The sequence below is a fragment of the Phyllobacterium sp. CL33Tsu genome, assembly GCF_900113985.1.
GTDB classification, from domain to species: Bacteria; Pseudomonadota; Alphaproteobacteria; order Rhizobiales; family Rhizobiaceae; genus Phyllobacterium; species Phyllobacterium pellucidum.
Window position 1 is genome coordinate 341107 of sequence record NZ_FORJ01000001.1, and the last position, 20301, is coordinate 361407.

The following is a 20301-nucleotide window of genomic DNA, read 5'->3' on the forward strand; positions in this document are numbered from 1 at the left end:
AACAAGCCTCAAGGTGCAACGGTGGACCTTTATCTGACATGGGAAGACATCGCCATTCGCCTCGGCCTGACTGTTGTGGCGGGTGCGATCATCGGGTTCAACCGGGAGGCGAGTGGGCACGCTGCCGGCCTGCGGACGACGCTCCTGGTGGGCCTTGCCGCCTGCATCGCGATGATCCAGGCCAACCTGCTTCTGACAACAGTCGGCAAACCGCCTGATTCCTTCGTCAATATCGACGTGATGCGCTTGCCGCTCGGGATACTCACCGGCGTCGGCTTCATCGGCGGCGGCGCGATCTTCAAGCGCGGCGACCTCGTCAGCGGGGTGACGACGGCGGCGACGTTGTGGATCATGACGGCGATCGGGCTCGCTTTCGGCAGCGGTCTCATCGAACTGGCATGCGTTGCGACCACCCTTGTCTATTTGATTCTTTGGGCGATGAAACTTATCGATATCCGGATTTCCCGTGAGCGAAAGGCTTTTCTTACGATCGTGCGCCAGGACGGCGAAACGCAGCGCGCATTCGAGCAGGAACTCGCGTCCATCGGCTATCGGGCGCGCTTCATGAAACAATATCGCCGGCCTGACAGTAACCACGTGACGGTTACCTATGAGGTGCGCTGGCATAGGCCGGAGATAGCCGGGCCGCCGCTCGATCTGATCGAGTTCGTCGAGAAAAAGTACACGATCGAACTGTTCGACACGATCCTCGACTCCGATCGCGGCTGAGCGCTAGGGCTCAAGCGGGATGACATCGACGGACTGCTTGCCTTCCTGCGAACCGCTTGTCTTCAAGATGCCAACGATCGGCGACACATCGGCGTAGTCGCGACCATAGCCGATGGTGATGTGGTCATTGCCGGCAACCATGTTGTTGGTCGGGTCGAACTCCTGCCAGCCGGCTTCGCGGCCGCACCAGGCCCGTACCCAAGCGTGCATCGCGTCGGCGCCCTCGAGCCGCTCCTCGCCCGGTGCCGGTATCGTGCGCAAGAAACCGCTGACATAGCCGGCCGGGATGCCGAGTCCGCGCAATCCGGCGATCATCACATGGCTGAAATCCTGGCAGACCCCGGCCTTGAGATCGAATGCCTGCCGCGCCGACGTGCGCACGTCTGTCGCCTCGCCGTCATAGGTGAAGTCCTTGTAAATGCGGTGGTTGAGGCTGTTCACGACCTCCATCACCGTGCGCGCCTGGGCAAGGCTCTCCGCCGCATAGGCGGTGATCTGCGGATCGATTGCGGCATAATCGGTGGAGTTCAGAAAGTGATGCGGTGCGTCCGCTGCTATCGACCGAACACTGCGTATTTCCTTCTGAAGGCCAGCCATGTCCGGCGATACATCGAGCATTGTCGGCGGACGCGTGACATTTACCCGCGCCGTCATTGTCACATCGAGCGTCTCGTGCGGATTGCGGTAGGCTATCGATGTTACGGTGTTGGCGAAGAAATCGGTAAACTCGGATCGCTCGGCTGCAGACGGGTCGAAGGACAGGCTTGAGGCGATCACCCGCTGGATGCCCGGCATCGTCTGCGGCATGACGCGAATATGGTGACGCCCGCCGGCGGCGGAGCGCTCGTAATCATAGTGTAGGTGCAGGCGGATATTGTAGAGCATCGGTCGCCTCAGGCGAAATAGGTGTCGGAGATCGTATCGGAGAGCACTCCGATTTCATAGGCAAGTCCATGGAGCTTGTCCGGCGTGAGCTCCGACGCTTCCATAATGGCAAGGTCGGTGTGGAGCCGAAGCACCTTCTTCATAAGTACCGGCATCTCGGTGCTCGAATCGCGCGCCGGCAGAAGCCCGAACTCCGTCTTCAGGGCCTCCAGCTGGAAAAGAATGGAGCGCGGGTTGAGCGGATCGAGCGCCAGAAGATCGAGCACGCTGAGGCGTCCGGAATAGACGCTATATTGGCGCCGGTGGGTCATGACGCTGTCGCCGATCTCCAGCAGCATTTCGAGCGCCCCATCCGCTGCGTCCGGACGCGATAGCGTTGCCAGGATGCGCGCCATGCCGATGCTACGCTCGATGCGGCGTCCGATTTCGAGGAAGCGCCAGCCGGTGAACCGGTACATGTTCTCGTGCACGAGGCCGGAAAAGCCGGCAAGCTTGCGCAGAACGATGGTCATTGCCCGGGTTGTGTCGTCGCCCGCAGCCACCACATCATGAAAACGATGGATCGTCTTCGAAAGATCCCGCAACGCCAGCCAGCCATCCGGCGAAAAGCGATCGCGAATACGGCTGGCGCTGAGCATTGCTCCGTCGATCGAGCGCGAGAGGCCCTTGGGAATGGCGCTGTCGAGATCGACGCCGAGAGGCTTCAGATAGGCGCGCATTTCCGCGAGCAGCGGAAGTTCCCTGTTGGCCGCCTCCGCATGACGCGCGTGGCAGGCCCGGAGGATGCGCGCGGTTCCTTCCGCCCGCTCGATATAGCGTCCCATCCACATGAGGTTTTCAGCGGCACGGCTCGGGAGCGTTCCCGGCACGTTGCGCCGGAAAGCGTCATCCTCGCGCGGCAGCAGCGTGTCCTTGCCGACCGGTCCGCTGCTCGTGATCCACACGTCGGCGGCCTGCCCGCCACGCTGCATGGCGATCGCAGCGGTATCTAGTGTAAGGCCTACGCGCGCAAAACCGCCGGGCAGAAAGCTCCAGCCATGCTTGGTCCGCGCGGCGAAGACCCGCAATACGAAGGGGCGCGGTTCCAGCTTGCCGTCGACATAGACCGGCGTCGTCGAAAGCTTGACCGCCTCCTGCCCGACAAGGCTGCGCCCGTCATCCTTCAGCCGTGCAAGCAGTTCGCTGCGTGCGCCCTCGTCAAGGCCGGCGCCGAGCGCGGTCGCGCCCATATCCTCGAACGGCAATTGTCTCGACATCGCCGGTCCCACCATCATCTGGTCAAGGTGATCCATGACGTGCCGGCGCTCCTTGTCCTGGCCGCACCACCATGTGGCGATGCTGGGCAGCGCAAGGTCGCGCCCATGCAGCGCGTTGGAAATGGCCGGGAGAAACGCCAGCAAGGCCCGCGTCTCCAGGATGCCTGAACCAAGTGCGTTGACGAGCGAGACAGAACGTTGCCGGAGAGCCCCCACCATGCCGGGGGTGCCGATCCAGGAATCCGCCTTCAGTTCAAGCGGGTCCATATAGGCGGCGTCCATGCGTCGCCACAGCACATCCACGGGCTTGAGGCCCGAAACGGTGCGCACCATGACCTTGCCCTTGCTGACGGTGAGATCATCACCCTCCAGCAGCATGAAGCCGAGATAGCGCGCGATATAGGCGTGTTCGAAATAGGTTTCGTTGTTGGGTCCGGGCGTGAGAATTGCCGCACGTCCCTGCGGGTTCTTGACCTGCGCCTGCAGCGAATCGCGAAACTCCTTGAAGAACCCCGCAAGCCGGTGAACGTTCATGGATGCGGAAACATCCGCCAGAGCCCGCGTACTTGCGACGCGGTTCTCAAGGGCAAAACCGGCACCCGACGGCGCCTGCGTGCGGTCGCCGAGAACCCACCACCTGCCGTTGGGCGCCCGGCCGAGTTCGAAGGCGCAAAAATGCAGGAAATGCCCGCTCGCCGGCTCCACGCCTGCCACTGCATGCAAATATTCGGAATTCGAAGCAATAAGATCGGGCGGCAGCACGCCCTCGCCGATCAGCCGGTTCTCGCCATAAATGTCGGCGACGATGTCTTCCAGGAGATCCGCACGCTCGGCAAGACCGCGCGTGATCGACTGCCAGTCATGCTCGTCAATCAGAAGCGGGATATGCGCCAGCGGCCATTCTCGTTCCTGCGTGCCGGTTTCATCGTAGACCCGGTAATAAACGCCCGCATCGTGCAGATATTGGCTGGCCTTGGCAAAGCGGGTCGCGAGCTTTTCAGGACCGATTTGATCGAGCCTGCGAAGCAGGGATTCCCAACCCGGACGCACTGCGCCGGAGGGGTCGATCATTTCGTCGGCAACATTGGGCAGCGGTTGATAACCCGCGAGCAGCCCTGACACATTTGGCGCTCTCACGGGCGATGGCATGGTTGCACACCCCTCGGGCCGCGGTGGCGGGGCATCTGGCTAGACAGAGCCGGGGTAAAACTCAGACCCATCCGATCTCGCATTCGTCGCATCAACTTGGCCGTGGCCGCCTGAGGTCGAGGGTCATCGGAAACTCGCCGGAAGGCTGCTCCTTCCTGAGTTCATAGGCCCCCGCCGTGTGTCCCCGCCCTTCGAACCTGGCAAGGCGGCGCGCCTCCGCTTCGTTCGAATTCACGGGAAAAGTATCATAGCTGCGCCCACCCGGATGTGCGACATGATAGACGCAGCCGCCGATCGCCCTGCCCGACCATTGATCGTAAATATCGAAGACAAGCGGCGTATTGACCGGGATCATCGGATGGAGCCCGCTGCGCGGCTGCCACGCCTTGTAGCGCACGCCTGCGACGGCTGTACCCTGGGTATCGGTCATCCGCAGCGGGACTTCGCGCCCGTTGCAGGCAACGCTGTGGCGCGCAGGATTGAAGTTCTCCATCTTCACTTGCAGGCGCTCGACCGAACTGTCGACGAAGCGCACCGTCCCGCCGATGGCGCCCTGCTCGCCCATGACATGCCACGGTTCCAGCGCCTGGCGCAGTTCCAGCTTGACGCCCTCGCGTTCGATCTCGCCGCAGAACGGAAAGCGGAATTCGAGCTGTGCCTCGAACCATTCCGGCCGGAACTCGAAGCCGTTTTCGCGCAGATCGGCGAGAACATCTAGAAAATCCGCCCAGACAAAGGCAGGCAGCATGAAGCGATCGTGGAGCGACGTGCCCCAGCGCACGAACCCGCCCTCGATGGGCTTGTTCCAGAAGCGTGCGACCAGCGCCCGAACCAGCAATTGCTGCGCGAGGCTCATGCGGGCATTGGGCGGCATTTCAAAGCCGCGGAACTCGACGAGGCCAAGCCGTCCCGTTGGTCCGTCGGGCGAGAACAGCTTGTCTATGCAGATTTCCGCCCGGTGGGTGTTTCCAGTGACGTCGATCAAAAGGTTGCGGAAAAGCCGGTCGACCAGCCAGGGCAGAGGCGGTGCGCCGCGACCCGGCATCGGCACCTGCGCCATGGCGATTTCGAGCTCATAGAGACTGTCATGGCGCGCCTCGTCGATGCGCGGGGCCTGGCTTGTCGGGCCGATAAAGAGGCCGGAAAACAGGTAGGACAAGGATGGATGCCGCTGCCAGTGAAGAACAAGGCTCTTCAAGAGATCCGGCCGCCGCAGGAACGGGCTGTCATTTGGCGTTTCGCCGCCGACAACGACATGATTGCCGCCGCCCGTGCCGGTGTGCCTGCCGTCGACCATGAATTTGTCGGCGCCGAGGCGCGACTGGCGCGCTTCCTCATAGATCGCCGTTGTCGTTTCGACGCACTCACGCCAGTTGGCGGCAGGATGGACGTTGACCTCGATGACACCCGGGTCCGGCGCTACGCGAATGACGTTGATGCGCGGGTCCTGCGGCGGACTGTAGCCCTCGATATGAACCGGCAGTCCGAGCTTCGCCGCGGCAGCCTCGGCGGCGCCGACGAGTTCGAGATAGTCCTCCAGCGCTTCAACCGGCGGCATGAATACGCTGAGGCGGCCCTCGCGCGGCTCAACCGAGATCGCGGTGCGCACCGCACCGCCGATATCGCCCAGTTCCTGTTCGACCCGCTCCTGCTGGCCCCCTTCGGCGGCTGTGAATGACGCGACAGCCTGCGGCGTGTCCCGGCCCGCCGGCTCTGCTTGAGCAATCGAGTCGGCAAGCGGTCCGCGTTCCACGGAGGGGTCCACGGGCACGATATAAGGATATTCCGAAGGCGGGACGTGCGGCAGCGCTCCGAGCGGCAGGCGGTATCCGACCGGCGAATCTCCCGGCACCAGAAAGAGCTTGCCACGGCGTGTCGTCCACTTTTCGCTGCGCCAGCGCGGGCCGGCGACAGCCTGGCTGTTCCAGCGCTGTACCGGAAGCACATAACCCGTCGGTTCAGTCAGGCCACGTTCGAAGACGCGGGACATGCGGCTGCGCTCTTCCGGGTCCTTGAGTTTGGAATTGGAGGGATCGACATTGGCCGGCAGATTGCCTTCCTTGACCAGCCACTCGGCCGGATCCTCATATGCCGGCGCGACCATCTCCGTCTCGACGCCAAGAACGTTCGCCATGCCGGTCAAGAGCTTTTCGGCGTCCGCCGGCTTGATCTCGCCCTTGCTGTTTTCGGCAGCGATGAGGTTCGGATCGACCCAGATCGGCTTGCCGTCCTTGCGCCAGTAGAGCGAGAAGGTCCAGCGCGGCAGGCTTTCGCCCGGATACCATTTGCCCTGCCCGTAATGCAGGAAGCCGCCGGGCGCAAAGCGATCGCGCAGTCGGCGGATCAGCATGTCGGCCTTTTCGCGCTTGGTCGGGCCGACCGCATCGGTGTTCCATTCGCCGGATTCGAAATCGTCGATCGACACGAAGGTAGGCTCACCGCCCATGGTCAGCCGCACGTCGCGCTGCGTCAACATCGCATCGACCTTGTCGCCCAAAGCATCAAGCGCGGCCCAGGATTCGTCCGAGAACGGTTTGGTTATGCGCGGGTGTTCGGAGACCCGTGTCACATGCATGTCGAAATTGAACTCGACATTGGCGGGTTCGGCCATGCCGGAAATCGGTGCGGCGTTTCTGTAGTGCGGCGTTCCGGCGAGCGGAACATGGCTTTCGCCGGTCAGAAGGCCCGAGGTCGGATCAAGTCCGATCCAGCCCGCGCCCGGCAGATAAACCTCGCACCACGCGTGAAGGTCGGTGAAATCCTTGTTCGTGCCCGCCGGGCCATCAAGGGCGACGAGATCGGGTTTCAACTGGATCAGATAGCCGGAGACGAACCGGGCCGCGATGCCGAGATGGCGCAGGACCTGTACGAGCAGCCAGCTGGAATCGCGGCAGGAACCGGTCGCGACGCCCAGCGTCGTATCGGGCTCCTGCACGCCGGTTTCCATGCGGATGACATAGCCAACCTCACGCTGGATACGCGCATTGAGGTCGACGACGAAATTCACCGTATTGGTCGGGTTGCGGTCGACCGTTGCAAGAAACGCGCTCAGCAGCGGACCCGTTGGCTCCGGCTTCAGATAGATCGAGAGGTCGTCCCGGATATCCTCAGGATAGGCGAAGGGCCACGTCTCCGCGATGGGCTCGACGAAGAAATCGAAGGGATTGTAGACCGTCATGTCCGCAACGAGGTCGACCTCGATCTTCAGTTCGGTGACGGGCTCGGGAAACACAAAGCGGGCGAGAAAATTCCCGTAGGGATCCTGCTGCAGGTTGACGAAGTGATTGGAAGGACTGACTTTTAGGGAGTGGCTGAGAACCTTCGTACGCGAATGCGGCGCAGGCTGCAGGCGAATGACCTGAGGTCCGAGCATGATCGGACGGTCATATTTATAGTGCGTCAGATGGTAGACCGCAGCGTGAATTGCCATATCGCCTCAAATAACTGGCCGCGCATCGCGCGAAACAAACTGAAACCTAAACTACTCTCTTTCATAGGGCACGTCTTAAAATGTCCTATTGCCAATTATTTTAGCACTTGAGAATTTTGCCGTATAAACGTGCTTGCCAGCGGAGAAATCCCCGCATAGCATCCGCGCCGATGGTTTCTCCGGGATGACAACACCGGAGATGAAAAGGGAACACGGTGAGGCGTACCCAATAGGGACCGAGACCGTGGCTGCCCCCGCAACTGTAAGCGGCGAGCGTTGCCTGACGATGCCACTGATCGAACGATCGGGAAGGCCGGGCAAAGCTGAGACCCGCGAGCCAGGAGACCTGCCATCAAGCAAATGATTCGAACCGGACGGGGTGTACCGGGAGCGATGCGATGTTGCCGTTTACGGATGACCTTGAGCAACTGCTGAGGCGTGCCGTGATTGGAATATCCACGTTCCCTGTTCCTGTCCTCATGAAGGACAGGTATGCACATCGACCCTCATCATCATCATCGCCTGTGCCCGCACCCTGGCTGGATCCTGCCGGTTGACATTACTTCGCGTTTGCTATCATACGATATAACATTACATAATTTGATCGAAGTTTCCTGGGTGCGAAAATTTTCGATTGCCGGAAAACGCCAGCCATGAATTCCATCCTTCTCAGCGCTGACACGGTCAGCTATCGAATCGGCGGCAAGTGCCTGGTTGAAGCTGCATCGCTGCAAATTTCACGCGGATCGCGGCTCGCCATCATCGGTCCGAACGGCGCCGGCAAATCCACGCTGCTGCGGATGCTGGCGGGGCTTGCGGCGCCGACAAGCGGGGCCATTCACATTGAAGGCGAGAATATTAACCGCTTGACCCCGCTGGATCGGGCACGCCGCTTCGCCCTCGTCGGCCAGACGGATACGCCGGACCGCCAGTTGCGCGCCATCGACTATGTAGCGCTTGGCCGTATTCCGCATGGCGGGCGCTACAGCGCCGCGACGGACCGCGAGATTGTTGGGGAAGCCATGGATCGTGCCGGCGTAGAGTCATTTGCGGCGCGGACGGTTGGTTCGCTGTCCGGCGGCGAGCGGCAGAGGCTGCAGCTGGCGCGCGCTCTCGCCCAGCAACCGGCGATCCTGTTTCTCGACGAGCCGACCAATCACCTCGATCCGAAGGCACGCAGCGCCCTGCTTTCGCTCGTTTCCGGGCTCGGCATCACCACCGTCGCCGTCCTGCACGACCTGCCGCTCGTCGCGCCGTTCGCCAGCCATGTCGCCGTCATGCATGCCGGCAAGATCGTCGCCACCGGCACGCCCAACGAGACATTGACCCCGCGGATCGTCAGCGACGTGTTCGACCTCGACGTCCTGCGCCTGCGCCACCCGCATCAGGACCGCGAACTCATGGTGTTCGACGTTCCCGGCCCCGTTCAATCTGATAAGTCACGGAGACTCCCATGAAAAAAGCCCTCATCGCACTCGCGCTCACGCTGCTATCCGCGCCGGCATATGCCTTTCCGGTCACTGTCGACAATTGCGGCACGCCGCTGACCTTCGACGCGGCGCCGAAACGCGCCGTCATCCAGGATATCAACATGAGCGAGATGGCTTTCGCGCTCGGCCTCCAGCCCTCGATCGTCGGCGTGACCGGCATCACCGGCTGGTACAAGCTAGATGAAGCGTTCAAGAGGCAGCAAGGTTCGATCCCCGAGCTTGCACCCAAATATCCGACCATCGAGAACCTCGTCGCCGCCAATCCCGATTTCTTCTTTGCCGGCTGGTACTACGGCATGAAGCCGGGCGGCGACGTTACACCGGACACGCTCGCCCCCTACGGTATCAAGACGCTCGTCCTGACGGAGAGCTGCGTTCATCTCGACAAGAATCGTCCCGCCGCCTCGATGGATCTGCTGTATGGCGATATTGAAAAGCTCGGCAAGATTTTCGGCAGGGACGCCGAGGCCGACAAGCTGGTGTCTGGCTGGAAGGCGGAGCTTGCCGCGATCAAGGGCAAGATCGGCGGGAACGGCGACACCCGCGTCTTCCTGTATGACTCCGGTGAGGACAAGCCGTTCACGGCCGGCAAGTTCGCCATGCCGTCGGCATTGATCCGCGAAGCCGGTGGCGTCAACATCATGGACGACATGGAGACGAGCTGGGGCACGACGTCGTGGGAAACGGTCGCCGCGCGCAACCCCCAATTCCTCGTCCTTCTCGATTATCAGGATGATGCCGGCTATCAGAAGCTTTTGAACTTCCTCAAATCACACCCGGCGATGAAGGAGACGGATGCGGTGAAGAACGAACGCTTCGTCGCTCTGCGCTACGCCGAGATCACGCCCGGCCCTGCCAATATCGAGGCTATCGGCAAGATAGCTCGTGCGATGCACCCGGAAGCGTTTTGAGGGGTGACCAGCAACGCCCCTCCCGGCTGCTGCGCAGCCACCCTCCCCACAAGGGGGAGGGAAAGGCGGCGCCATGCATACGAAAGTCATTGACGAAATGATCTGCCGGGCATCTCCCCCACAAGGGGGAGATCGATTGGCGGCTTCGCACACGCGCTACTCGAACGAGGCGTTGGCCTCTGCGGGTTCGCGCCCTTGTGGGGAGGGTGGGACCGAAGGTCCGGGGCGGGGTTCTTGCGACCGCGAAGCCTTTCGAGGCATCACAGGCACGCCCCTCCCGGCTGTTACGCAACCACCCTCCCCACAAGGGGGAGGGAAAGGCGGAGCCATGCATACGAAAGTCATTGACGAAATGATCCACTCACCCCCCTCTGCCCTGCCGGGCATCTCCCCCACAAGGGGGGAGATCGATTGGCGGTTTCGCACATTCGCTACTCGAAAGAGGCGTTGGCCTCTGCGGGTTCGCGCCTTTCCCTCCCCCTTGTGGGGAGGGTCGGACCGAAGGTCCGGGGCGGGGTTCTTGCGACCGCGAAGCCCTTCGAGGCATCCCAGGCATGCCCCTCCCGGCTGCTGCGCAGCCACCCTCCCCACAAGGGGGAGGGAAAGGCGGCAACGCATTCGAAAATCATTGACGAAATGATCCACTCGCCCCCCTCTGCCCTGCCGGGCATCTCCCCCACAAGGGGGGAGATCGATTGGCTTCCGGCGATTAGTTCAGTCGCCACCGGCAGGGTATTGCGCCGAGATGACTGCAGGCTTTTCTCCCCCCTTGTGGGGGAGATGGGCGGCAGCCCAGAGGGGGGTGAATGAGCTTCGCCCCCGCGCAACGACGCATGCTTATCGGCGGAAGCGTGGCGATGCTCGCCCTTGTCCTTGCCTCAATTGCCTATGGCTCGACCCTGATCCCGCTCGACGACGTCATGCGTGCACTTGCAAATGCCGCCGGTCTCAGCGACACGTCCGTCGCCGCGCCGGTGCAACGCATCATCATCGACCTTCGCCTGCCCCGCGTCATCCTTGCGCTCTGCGTCGGTGCAGGCCTTGGCGTCATCGGCGCGATGCTGCAGACCGTCACGCGCAACGACCTCGCCGACCCGTTCCTCTTCGGCCTCTCCTCGGGTGCGGCCGCCGGCGCCGTCTCGGTGATCAGCATCTTCGGCGATCGCTTCGGCATCTGGACCTTGCCGATTGCCGCGTTTTCGGGCGGCATGCTCGCGGCCCTGCTGGTGCTGGTGCTCGTTCGGCGCATCGAAGGCCAGGGACCCGAACGGCTGATCCTCGCGGGTCTTGCCGTCTCGTTCCTTTTTGCCGCACTCACCAACTATATCGTCTTCCTCGGCGACCAGCGCGCCGCCCACTCCGTGCTGTTCTGGACACTCGGCGGTCTCGGCCTAGCGCGGTGGGATAATCTGCCGCTGGCGATCACCGGCCTTGCCGCGATCCTCGCCTTTGCGCTCTTCAACCACCGCCGGCTCGATGCGTTTCTCGCCGGAGAAAGCACCGCCGAAAGCCTCGGCGTGCGTGTAGCGCGCACGCGCAGTGTCGTTTTTATCGTATGCGCCTTTTCGACCGCGATTTTCGTCTCGGTTGCCGGCGTCATCGGATTTGTCGGCCTGATGATCCCGCACATGGCCCGCCGCTTCGCCGGCCAGCTTCACGCCGGACTGATCGTTGCCTGCGCCATTTTCGGCGCCATCCTGATCCTGCTCAGCGACCTTGCCGCGCGCCTGCTGCTCGCGCCGCAAGAGTTGCCGATCGGAATCGTGACGAGTTCGGTCGGGGCGTTCTTCGTGGTAACGATGCTCTTGCGAAAACCGCGAGGCTAAAGCCGGCCCCGAGCCACGAAGTGCGGGTTGGCGAAATCCGCGTCATGCGCCTGGTTGCGCCGCCCGTAAGTCAGCGGCCGGCCCTCGAGCGTCAAGGTCATGCCGCCGGCCGCGCGCAATACGGCATCGCCCGCCGCCGTATCCCACTCCATGGTGCGGCTCAGCCGCGGATAGATGTCAGCCTCGCCGCGCGCGAGCAGGCCGAATTTCAGCGATGAACCAACCGAAACACAATCGGCGATGGCGAACTGGCCGAGATAGGCGTCGGTTTCAGGCGTCCGGTGCGAGCGGCTCGCAACCGCGACCAGAACGTCGGGGGCTGAACGGCAGGCAATGGCGTAACGTTCGAGCACGCTGCCGTTGCGATCGATCGTCACTTGTTGCGCCCCCTCGGAGCCGCCGGTGAAGAGCAGGCCGCGCACGGGAGCGTAGACGAGGCCGAGCACCGGTACGCCGTTTTCGATGAGCGCGATGTTGACGGTAAAGTCGCCATTGCGGCTGACAAACTCCCGCGTACCATCGAGTGGATCCACCAGATAGAAGCGGGTGCCGAGATCGCCGGGCACGTGGCCGCCTGCGATCTCTTCCTCGGCAACGATGGGTATATCCGGTGTCGCACCCCGCAACGCCTGAAGGATGATCGCCTCGGCTGCGTGGTCGGCTGCAGTCACGGGTGACTTGTCGTCCTTGAGTTCGACAGCGCAGCCTTCCTCGTAGATACGCAGGATCTTCTGACCTGCAACGATCGCGGTTTCTTCGAAGAGGGTGAGCAGATCAGAGTGGAATGTCATGCAGCGCTCTCTGCCCTGCCGGGCATTTTCATTCCAAGCGGGTAGACCAACGCGCAGGTTCTGTCACGCTCAGCAACATTCGAAGTGCAGGCGGACATACCTATGCGACCTCCCCCGTTGTGGGGGAGATGGGCGGCAACCCATAGGGGCGTGAGTGCGAATTGCATGACTTGATCTAGATGGACCACGAACTCTGGTCGTAATTGAAGATGATGCCACGCTCAGCAAGCAGGTTTTCGACCTCGGAGGCAAGCTCTTCCGTCGTTCGCCCGACGGTTTTCAGATGAAGCTCCGGGTTCTCCGGCGCCTCATAGGGCGAATCCACACCGGTGAAGTTCTTGATCTCACCGCGCAGCGCCTTGGCGTAAAGACCCTTCGGATCGCGGCGGGCGCATTCCTCGAAGGGCGTATCGACGAAGATCTCCATGAATTCGCCGTCGCCAAGCAATTCACGCGCCATGCGCCGCTCGGAGCGGAAAGGCGAAATGAACGAGACCAGCACGATCAGCCCCGCATCCACCATAAGCTTTGCCACCTCGCCGACGCGTCGGATATTCTCGACGCGATCTTCCTCGGTGAAACCGAGATCGCGATTGAGGCCGTGGCGGACATTGTCGCCGTCAAGGATATAGGTGTGCTTGCCGAGCGATGAGAGGCGCTTTTCGACAAGGTTCGCAACCGTGGATTTGCCCGAACCGGAGAGCCCGGTAAACCACAGCACGGCCGGCTTTTGATCCTTCAGTGCCGCGCGCGACGCCTTATCGACGTCGAGCGCCTGCCAGTGCACGTTGGATGCGCGGCGAAGCGCAAAATCGATCATGCCCGCGCCGACCGTGGCATTGGTCAGACGATCGATGAGGATAAACGACCCGGTCGAACGGTTGGACCTGTAGGAATCGAAGGCTATCGGCTCCTGCGTCGAAATATTGCAGACCCCGACCTCATTCAAATCGAGCGATTTGGCAGCAACTTCGGCGAAGCTGTTGATATCGATTCGATGTTTGAGATCGGTGATCGTGGCGGTGACCTGATCGGTCTCGGTGCGCAGGATATAGGAACGGCCCGGAATGAGCGCATGCTCGGCGAACCAGACAAGATGGGCCGCGAACTGGTCCGCGACTTCAGGGCGCGCGCCCGGCGAAACCAGCATGTTGCCGCGCGAAACCTCGACCTCATCTTCCAGCACGATGGTAACCGCCTCGCCCTCGCCGGCGCGATCGAGATCGCCATCCCAGGTGACGATGCGCTTGACACGCGATGTCTTGCCGGACTTCGCCACCACGACCTCGTCGCCGGGCGCTACGGAACCCGAGGCAATCGTGCCAGCGAACCCGCGAAAATCGAGATTGGGGCGATTGACGAATTGAACCGGAAACCGGAAAGGGCGTTCTTCGGCGGTGCGGTAAAGCGGCACGGTTTCGAGATGTTCGAGCAGCGATGGCCCCTTATACCAGGGCAACTTATCCGATGCGCCGATGACATTGTCGCCGTAGCGCGCCGAAAGCGGGATCGACTGTATCGAATTGAATCCAAGCTTGCCCGCAAATGCCTGATATTCCTCGACGATCCTGTCGAAAATCTCCTCGGAGTAATCGACGAGATCGATCTTGTTGACGGCCAGCACGATATTGCGGATGCCAAGCAGGGAGGCGATGAAGCTGTGACGCCGCGTCTGCTGCAGCACGCCTTGCCGCGCATCGACGAGCACAATGGCGAGATCCGCTGTCGAAGCACCGGTCGCCATGTTGCGGGTATATTGCTCGTGCCCGGGCGTATCTGCGACGATGAACTTGCGTTTCGGCGTCGAGAAGAAGCGATAGGCCACATCGATGGTGATGCCCTGTTCGCGCTCGGCCTCAAGGCCATCGACAAGCAAGGCGAAGTCGATATCCTCGCCATTCGTGCCGTGCTTGCGGCTGTCGTTGGTTAGGGCTGCAAGCTGATCCTCGAAGATCAGCTTCGTGTCGTAGAGCAGCCGGCCGATCAGCGTCGACTTGCCGTCATCGACGGAGCCGCAGGTCAGGAAGCGCAAGAGCGACTTCTTTTCCTGTTCGGCCATATAGGCGTTGATTTCCTCGGCGGCTGCTTCGGCTGCGGACAACTCGATCTGGGCTGGTTTACTCATCAGAAATAGCCCTCACGCTTTTTCTTTTCCATGGAGCCGGCTTCGTCCTTGTCGATCATGCGGCCCTGCCGCTCCGACGTGCGGGAAACTAGCATTTCGCCGACGATCTCCGGAAGCGTCGTGGCGCTCGATTCAACAGCGCCGGTCAGCGGGTAGCAGCCAAGGGTCCTGAACCGAACCATCTTGTCCTGCAGCACCTCGCCCGGCAGCATCTGCATCCGTTCGTCATCGCGCATGATCAGTATGCCATCGCGCTCCACGATGGGCCGCTTGGCGGCGAAATACAGGGGAACGATCGGAATCTCCTCCTGCATAATGTACTGCCAGATGTCGAGTTCGGTCCAATTGGAAATTGGAAAGACGCGGATCGATTCACCCTTAGCGACGCGGGTATTGTAGATCTTCCACATTTCCGGACGCTGGTTCTTCGGGTCCCAGGAATGCTGGGCATTGCGGAAGGAAAAGATGCGTTCCTTGGCGCGTGACTTCTCTTCGTCGCGGCGCGCGCCGCCAAAGGCAGCATCGAAGCCATATTTGTCGAGTGCCTGGCGCAGCGCCATCGTCTTCATAATGTGGGTATGCGTGTTCGAACCATGAACGAAGGGGCTGATGCCCTGCTCGATGCCTTCCTGGTTGCTGTGGACAAGAAGATCGAACCCAAGCCGCTTAGCTTCTGAATCACGAAACGCGATCATCTCCTTGAATTTCCACGTGCTGTCGACATGGAGAAACGGAAATGGCGGTTTTGCCGGATAGAACGCCTTCATCGCCAGATGCAGCATGACGGACGAATCCTTGCCGATGGAATAGAGCATCACCGGCTTGGCGAAGGTTGCCGCAACTTCACGGAAAATGTGGATTGCCTCGGCTTCAAGACGCTGAAGATGCGTCAGGTTCTTGGTCATCAAAATCACTATCCACTTGTGCCGGACGCGTTATCGACGCCAGCAAAAATCATTCAGGACACCGGCGTCCTTCGACTGCCGGAACGTGCCGCAAACATAGTGGAACAGTCGCGGTTTAGAAAAGGATGGTTTCACGCCTCGCGCAAAATCGACGCCAATTTATTGCCGTTGCGGGCGAAATCTAAGAACGCCATGCTCCTGTCGAGTGGCGTCCAACCACAACCGTTTTAAAAACCTTCTATCGTGGAAAATTCATCCGGCCTTGCTGTCGCCAAGACCAGCAATGAATTTATCGAACGCTTTCGCATCGGCATAGGACTTCTGCGTGCCTTCGCGGGTGATCGAATCGGCGGCATAGAGCGCAGCCTTGCGCAGCGAGGCTTCGACGTCGCGGCCTTCCACGTAGAACCGGGCAAAGCTGCCGATGAAGGCGTCGCCAGCTCCCGTCGTATCCTTGGGCTGGACCTTCAGCGGCTCGATCAGCGTCGCCTTGTCAGCAGTGATCAGCCGCGCGCCACGCGAGCCAAGGGTGACGATGACGGTGCGAATGCCCTTGGCGATCAATGAGCGGGCCGCAGTCTCGATTTCGGCATCGGTACCGGTCGGCATGCCGGTCAGCAAGGCGAGCTCCGTTTCGTTCGGCACAAGAAACGTCGCTTTGGTGACCTTGCCGGCATCGAGATCCGGCGCGGCCGGCGCCGGATTGAGAATGGTCTCGATGCCATGCTGGTCGGCAAAGGCGATCGTGTAGTAGACCGTCTCCAACGGGACTTCCAGCTGCATGAGAATGAGATCGCATCGCTTCAGGTCTTCTGCCGCGGCATCGATATCCGCCGGCTTCAACTCGTTGTTGGCGCCCTTGATGATCAGGATGGAATTTTCGCCATGCTCGTCGACGAAGATCGGCGCAACGCCGCTTGACTGGCCGGCAGCCGTATCGACATGGGTGATGTCGATGCCATTGTCCTGCAAATTGCGGATCGTACTCTGGCCGAAGACATCGTCGCCCACCTTGGTCACCATCATGACGTCGGCGCCGAGTCTTGCGGCCGCGACCGCCTGATTGGCGCCCTTGCCGCCGAACCCCATGGCGAATGCCGGCGCTTCGACTGTCTCGCCGGGTGCGGGCATGCGGACGATCGAAGTAACCAGATCCGTCATGTTGCTGCCGACAACGGCGATACGGTGGGCCATGTGCGTATTCCTTGTGTAGTCCAGTCGTTTGGAATTTTTCTATATCAGCGATCTTGCGGAAAGAAACGGGGCCTCATCGATCGGTGTTGCGAAATGCGTTGAGAGCAATGACCAAAAGCAGGAAGCCGCCCCATATGAAATCGATGAGGTGGTTGGAGAAGCGCAGGATCTGGAAGCCGGATGAGAGCAGCATCAGTGCCACCAGCGCGATCGACACACCAAGCACCCTGCCCTTGCCGCCAGCCGGGTTTGTGCCGCCAAGAACAGCGATCAGGATGGCTTGCAAGAGGTAGGATGCGCCGTAATCCGATTTCGCGGCATTGGTGCGCCCCGAAAGAATGATGCCGGCAATGGCCGCGAGAAACCCGGTCAGCATATAGGAATAGAAGATCATCCGATCCTTGCGCAGGCCGGCAAAGACGGCGGCTCGCGGGTTGGTACCGATGAGCATGAGATTGACACCGAGTGTGGTTCGCGTGAGCAGAACGGCGACAGCACCGGCAACGACGACGAACAGGATGAACGGCGTTGCGAGGCCCAGGATCTTGCCGTTGCCGATATAGTTCCAGCCATCCGGGAATCCGACGATCGCCGGGCCGCCAGTGAGGACGACAGCGAGACCGGTGAAGATCTGGCCGGTGCCGAGCGTCGCAAGGATCGGCGTGATGCGCAGTTTGGCGATGAGAAAGCCGTTGAGGACACCTGCCAAGAGACCGATCGCCAGCGCCATCAATATGCCGATGCCCGTATAAAGCATGATCATGCCGGTGGACTGGTCAGTTCCGGTGATGACATGGTGGAAGAACACGCCCGCGAGAATCCCGGCGAGGTTGGCGATGCCGACGACCGAAAGATCGATACCGCCAGTCAGCATCGCGATCATCATGGCGATCGCGAGAATGCCGAGTTCCGGCATGATGTAGGTGATGGACTCGAAATTGTAGTAGCGCAGGAACTTATCGGGGTTGAGATAGGACATCAGCGCGAAGACCAGCACGGTGATCACGAGAAGCTGCAGGATATTGCGGTCCTGCCCCAAAATGCGCTTGGCGATAGAGCTGTTCTGCATGTCCTGTCTCACACCAGTTTCTTGCGGTCGCGCCAGGCGGTGAGCGCCGTGGCGATGATGATGATGAGGCCCACGACCACCCGCTGCCAGGTGGTATCGACCTTCATTATGATGAGGCTGTTCTTGACCATAACCAGCATGAACACCCCAAGCAGCGTGCCGATGACGCTGCCGCGCCCACCGAAGATGGACGCGCCGCCGAGGACCACAGCCGCGATCACATCAAGCTCGAGCCCGACGAAATCGCGCGGATTGGCAAGCCAGATCATCGAGCCGTGTAACAGCCCGGCAAATCCGGCCAGCGCACCGGCGAAACAGTAGACGACGAACAGCGTGTTGCGAGTATTGAAGCCGACCCGGCTTGCGGCCTCCGGCGCACCGCCGAGAGCGAACACCGAGCGCCCCATCATGGTGTAGCGCAGGAACAAATGCGTGAGGAGCGCGAGGCCGAAATAGATGAGGATCATCGCGGTCAGGCCGAAATTGGTGCCGCTTGCAGACGTCAGGCTGATGAGGTCCGTCTTGGCGAAGGCGATCAACTGCTGAGGCATCTTGTCGATGTTGATCATGCTGGTGCCAACGAGGCCAAGCAGCAGGCCGCGCACGACGCTGCCCGTGCCGAGGGTGACGATCAGCGGGATCATGCGGAAGGTATGGATGAAGAAGGCGTTGAAAGCCCCGAGAAAAGTGCCGATCAGCGTTGCGGCGACGAAGGGCAGGAGCACACCGCCATAGCCATAATAGATCATGACCTTGATCGTAAGGTACATGGCGGCGACGGCAAAAGCTGTGAAGGAAACATCGATGCCGCCAGAAATCATCACAACAAGGACGCCAAGCGCCAGGATGCCGATGATCACATTGGCCCGCAAGAGTCCGAACAGGTTGTCCAGCGACCAAAAGGCCGGGTTGATAAGTCCGATGATGATCATCGCAGCAACAAGAATGCAGGCGATGATGAATTCCGATCGACGAAACAGAGTCATTTCAAGGCCTTCAGCCGGTCGTTTAAAGCGTCTTCATGCAAGGAATCAGGTCCGATTTCATCGACGAAACGCCCCCTATGCATGATGATGATGCGGTTGCAGTTTTGGACAAGTTCCGGCACGTCGTCGGAGATCATCAACACGGCCAGACCGTTCTCGACGGCCAGTTCCCGAATCTTGCGATGGATCTGCGCCTTGGAGCCAACGTCGACGCCGACAGTCGGGCCATTGAGAATGAGCACCCTTGCGCCCGTCAGCAACCAGCGCGCCAGCACGACGCGCTGCTGATTGCCGCCGGACAGATGGTTGACCGGCGTTTGCGGACCTGGCGCAGCAATCTGCATCGCACCGAACATGCCCAACGTTGCCGCAGCCGTTCGCTTTCGATCAATGAAGATGCCGCGCACGAAATTATTCAGCGATGTCGCCAGCATGTTGCGTTCGATCGATTGCGGCAAAAACAGACCCTCGCTGAGCCGATCCTCCGGAACGTAGGCGATGCCGGATCCGATGGCCTGCTGCACTGTCGCCGGATGCACTTCCCTGCCGTCGACCGTCACTGTCCCGGTAAATTTTGGGTTCATGCCGAAGAGCGCCAGCGCAAGCTCGGTGCGGCCGGCGCCGATCAATCCCGACAGGCCGACGATTTCGCCGGCATGGAGCGTCAGGTTGATATCCTCGATACTCCCCGGCACAGAGAGATTGCGCACCTCTAGCCGCGGCGGGCTGTTTCCGGCGGCTGGCTCCCAAACGTAGCTCTGATCGGTGAGATCATGCCCGGTCATGGCGCGGGTGATCTTCGGCTCGTTGAAATCGGTAATCGGGCCTTCGGCCACCTTCTTGCCGTTGCGCAAGACGGTCAGCCGTTCGCTGATTTCGAGCATTTCGCGCATCTTGTGGCTGACGAACAGGACGGCGATGCCCTGCGCCTGGATATCGCGCACGATACGGAAGAGCGCATCGACCTCTGGCCGCGTCAGCGCCGTCGTCGGCTCGTCCATGATGATGAGCCGGGCATTGACCATGACGGCGCGGGCAATTGCGATGATCTGCTTGCCGGACGTCGGTAAGGTTTCGACATCGGCGTCAAGGTCCATCGTAACGCCGAGACGTGCGAGTGCCTGTTGGGCAAGGTTGCGGGCACGCGTCCAGTCGACGATGCGGCGTTTTTCGAGAAGCATCGTATTGAGCGCGAGGTTTTCGAGAACGCTGAGGTTCCCGAAGAGAGAAAAATCCTGGTAGATGACCTGAATGCCATGCTGTACCGAATGCGCGGGCGTCATGCCGGTTACCGGGACGCCGTCGATGCGTATTTCGCCCTCGGTCGGCTGGTAGACGCCAGCCATGATCTTGATGATCGTGGATTTGCCGGAACCGTTCTCACCGGCAAGGCAGTGAATTTCACCGGGCTTGATTGCCAGCGAAACCGCGTCCAGCGCCACGAGGCCGCCGAAACGTTTGCTGATATTATTCAGCTCCAGAAGATACTCGCTCATGCTTGCTCCGGCCATTCGAAATGTCCGGGCGACAACGCTGCCGCCGCCCGGACAATAGG

The 20301-nt window shown here is 61.0% G+C and carries 14 protein-coding genes and 1 riboswitch; of the genes, 4 read left to right on the top strand and 10 right to left on the bottom strand.

Features of this window, described 5'->3' with window-relative positions:
• Nucleotides 1-21 precede the first annotated feature (21 nt).
• The gene (locus tag BM074_RS01765) at nucleotides 22-729 is read left to right on the top strand and encodes an MgtC/SapB family protein (protein ID WP_091919368.1); all 708 of its coding nucleotides are present in this window, start codon (nucleotides 22-24) and stop codon (nucleotides 727-729) included.
• Nucleotides 730-732: 3 nt separating this feature from the next.
• On the opposite strand, the gene BM074_RS01770 is transcribed toward BM074_RS01765, so the two are convergent.
• From BM074_RS01770 to BM074_RS01780, 3 genes are all read right to left on the bottom strand, one after another.
• On the bottom strand, nucleotides 733-1614 hold the full coding sequence (locus tag BM074_RS01770) for a transglutaminase family protein (protein WP_027230021.1): 882 nt from the start codon (nucleotides 1612-1614) through the stop codon (nucleotides 733-735).
• A gap of 8 nt (nucleotides 1615-1622) precedes the next feature.
• Nucleotides 1623-4019 carry a circularly permuted type 2 ATP-grasp protein gene (locus tag BM074_RS01775; protein WP_091919370.1) on the bottom strand — a complete coding sequence of 799 codons (2397 nt, stop codon included), beginning with the start codon at nucleotides 4017-4019 and terminating at the stop codon, nucleotides 1623-1625.
• A 91-nt stretch (nucleotides 4020-4110) separates the two neighbouring features.
• The gene (locus tag BM074_RS01780; RefSeq protein WP_091919372.1) at nucleotides 4111-7449 is read right to left on the bottom strand and encodes a transglutaminase family protein; all 3339 of its coding nucleotides are present in this window, start codon (nucleotides 7447-7449) and stop codon (nucleotides 4111-4113) included.
• Between the two features lie 154 nt (nucleotides 7450-7603).
• Nucleotides 7604-7818, top strand: a riboswitch (cobalamin riboswitch).
• Between the two features lie 284 nt (nucleotides 7819-8102).
• Here BM074_RS01780 and BM074_RS01785 point away from each other — a divergent pair.
• From BM074_RS01785 to BM074_RS01805, 3 genes are all read left to right on the top strand, one after another.
• A complete protein-coding gene (locus BM074_RS01785) occupies nucleotides 8103-8906 on the top strand; it encodes an ABC transporter ATP-binding protein (protein ID WP_091919374.1) in 804 nt (267 codons plus the stop codon).
• On the top strand, nucleotides 8903-9850 hold the full coding sequence (locus BM074_RS01790) for an ABC transporter substrate-binding protein (protein WP_091919376.1): 948 nt from the start codon (nucleotides 8903-8905) through the stop codon (nucleotides 9848-9850). Before BM074_RS01785 ends, BM074_RS01790 begins: the two co-directional genes overlap by 4 nt.
• An 806-nt stretch (nucleotides 9851-10656) precedes the next feature.
• Nucleotides 10657-11676, top strand: coding sequence for a FecCD family ABC transporter permease (locus BM074_RS01805; protein ID WP_091919378.1), 1020 nt, complete (start codon nucleotides 10657-10659; stop codon nucleotides 11674-11676).
• Here BM074_RS01805 and cysQ read toward each other — a convergent pair.
• The 7 genes from cysQ to BM074_RS01840 all read right to left on the bottom strand — a co-directional run bounded on the left by cysQ (nucleotide 11673) and on the right by BM074_RS01840 (nucleotide 20242).
• Complete coding sequence (cysQ, locus tag BM074_RS01810) at nucleotides 11673-12467, bottom strand: 3'(2'),5'-bisphosphate nucleotidase CysQ (RefSeq protein WP_175498858.1); 795 nt, start codon at nucleotides 12465-12467, stop codon at nucleotides 11673-11675. The two genes, BM074_RS01805 and cysQ, sit on opposite strands and share 4 nt — an antisense overlap.
• A gap of 175 nt (nucleotides 12468-12642) precedes the next feature.
• Complete coding sequence (gene cysN, locus BM074_RS01815; RefSeq protein ID WP_091919380.1) at nucleotides 12643-14592, bottom strand: bifunctional sulfate adenylyltransferase/adenylyl-sulfate kinase NodQ; 1950 nt, start codon at nucleotides 14590-14592, stop codon at nucleotides 12643-12645.
• Nucleotides 14592-15497 carry a sulfate adenylyltransferase subunit CysD gene (cysD, locus tag BM074_RS01820; protein ID WP_091919382.1) on the bottom strand — a complete coding sequence of 302 codons (906 nt, stop codon included), beginning with the start codon at nucleotides 15495-15497 and terminating at the stop codon, nucleotides 14592-14594. Before cysD ends, cysN begins: the two co-directional genes overlap by 1 nt.
• A gap of 252 nt (nucleotides 15498-15749) precedes the next feature.
• Nucleotides 15750-16691, bottom strand: a complete 942-nt coding sequence (gene rbsK / locus BM074_RS01825; RefSeq protein ID WP_091919384.1) for a ribokinase — start codon at nucleotides 16689-16691, stop codon at nucleotides 15750-15752.
• A gap of 73 nt (nucleotides 16692-16764) precedes the next feature.
• Nucleotides 16765-17760, bottom strand: coding sequence for an ABC transporter permease (locus BM074_RS01830; RefSeq protein ID WP_091919385.1), 996 nt, complete (start codon nucleotides 17758-17760; stop codon nucleotides 16765-16767).
• 8 nt (nucleotides 17761-17768) lie between these two features.
• On the bottom strand, nucleotides 17769-18746 hold the full coding sequence (locus BM074_RS01835; RefSeq protein WP_091919387.1) for an ABC transporter permease: 978 nt from the start codon (nucleotides 18744-18746) through the stop codon (nucleotides 17769-17771).
• Nucleotides 18743-20242: a sugar ABC transporter ATP-binding protein gene (locus BM074_RS01840; RefSeq protein WP_091919389.1), complete on the bottom strand. Its 1500-nt coding sequence runs from the start codon at nucleotides 20240-20242 to the stop codon at nucleotides 18743-18745. The genes BM074_RS01835 and BM074_RS01840 overlap by 4 nt, the downstream gene beginning before the upstream one ends.
• Between the last annotated feature and the right edge of the window lie 59 nt (nucleotides 20243-20301).

Coding starts and splice junctions, on each gene's coding strand:
- BM074_RS01770 (WP_027230021.1), bottom strand. CDS start 1,614: ATGCTCTACAATATCCGCCTGCACCTACACTATGATTACGAGCGCTCC.
- BM074_RS01775 (WP_091919370.1), bottom strand. CDS start 4,019: ATGCCATCGCCCGTGAGAGCGCCAAATGTGTCAGGGCTGCTCGCGGGT.
- BM074_RS01780 (WP_091919372.1), bottom strand. CDS start 7,449: ATGGCAATTCACGCTGCGGTCTACCATCTGACGCACTATAAATATGAC.
- BM074_RS01785 (WP_091919374.1), top strand. CDS start 8,103: ATGAATTCCATCCTTCTCAGCGCTGACACGGTCAGCTATCGAATCGGC.
- BM074_RS01790 (WP_091919376.1), top strand. CDS start 8,903: ATGAAAAAAGCCCTCATCGCACTCGCGCTCACGCTGCTATCCGCGCCG.
- BM074_RS01805 (WP_091919378.1), top strand. CDS start 10,657: ATGAGCTTCGCCCCCGCGCAACGACGCATGCTTATCGGCGGAAGCGTG.
- cysQ (WP_175498858.1), bottom strand. CDS start 12,467: ATGACATTCCACTCTGATCTGCTCACCCTCTTCGAAGAAACCGCGATC.
- cysN (WP_091919380.1), bottom strand. CDS start 14,592: ATGAGTAAACCAGCCCAGATCGAGTTGTCCGCAGCCGAAGCAGCCGCC.
- cysD (WP_091919382.1), bottom strand. CDS start 15,497: ATGACCAAGAACCTGACGCATCTTCAGCGTCTTGAAGCCGAGGCAATC.
- rbsK (WP_091919384.1), bottom strand. CDS start 16,691: ATGGCCCACCGTATCGCCGTTGTCGGCAGCAACATGACGGATCTGGTT.
- BM074_RS01830 (WP_091919385.1), bottom strand. CDS start 17,760: ATGCAGAACAGCTCTATCGCCAAGCGCATTTTGGGGCAGGACCGCAAT.
- BM074_RS01835 (WP_091919387.1), bottom strand. CDS start 18,746: ATGACTCTGTTTCGTCGATCGGAATTCATCATCGCCTGCATTCTTGTT.
- BM074_RS01840 (WP_091919389.1), bottom strand. CDS start 20,242: ATGAGCGAGTATCTTCTGGAGCTGAATAATATCAGCAAACGTTTCGGC.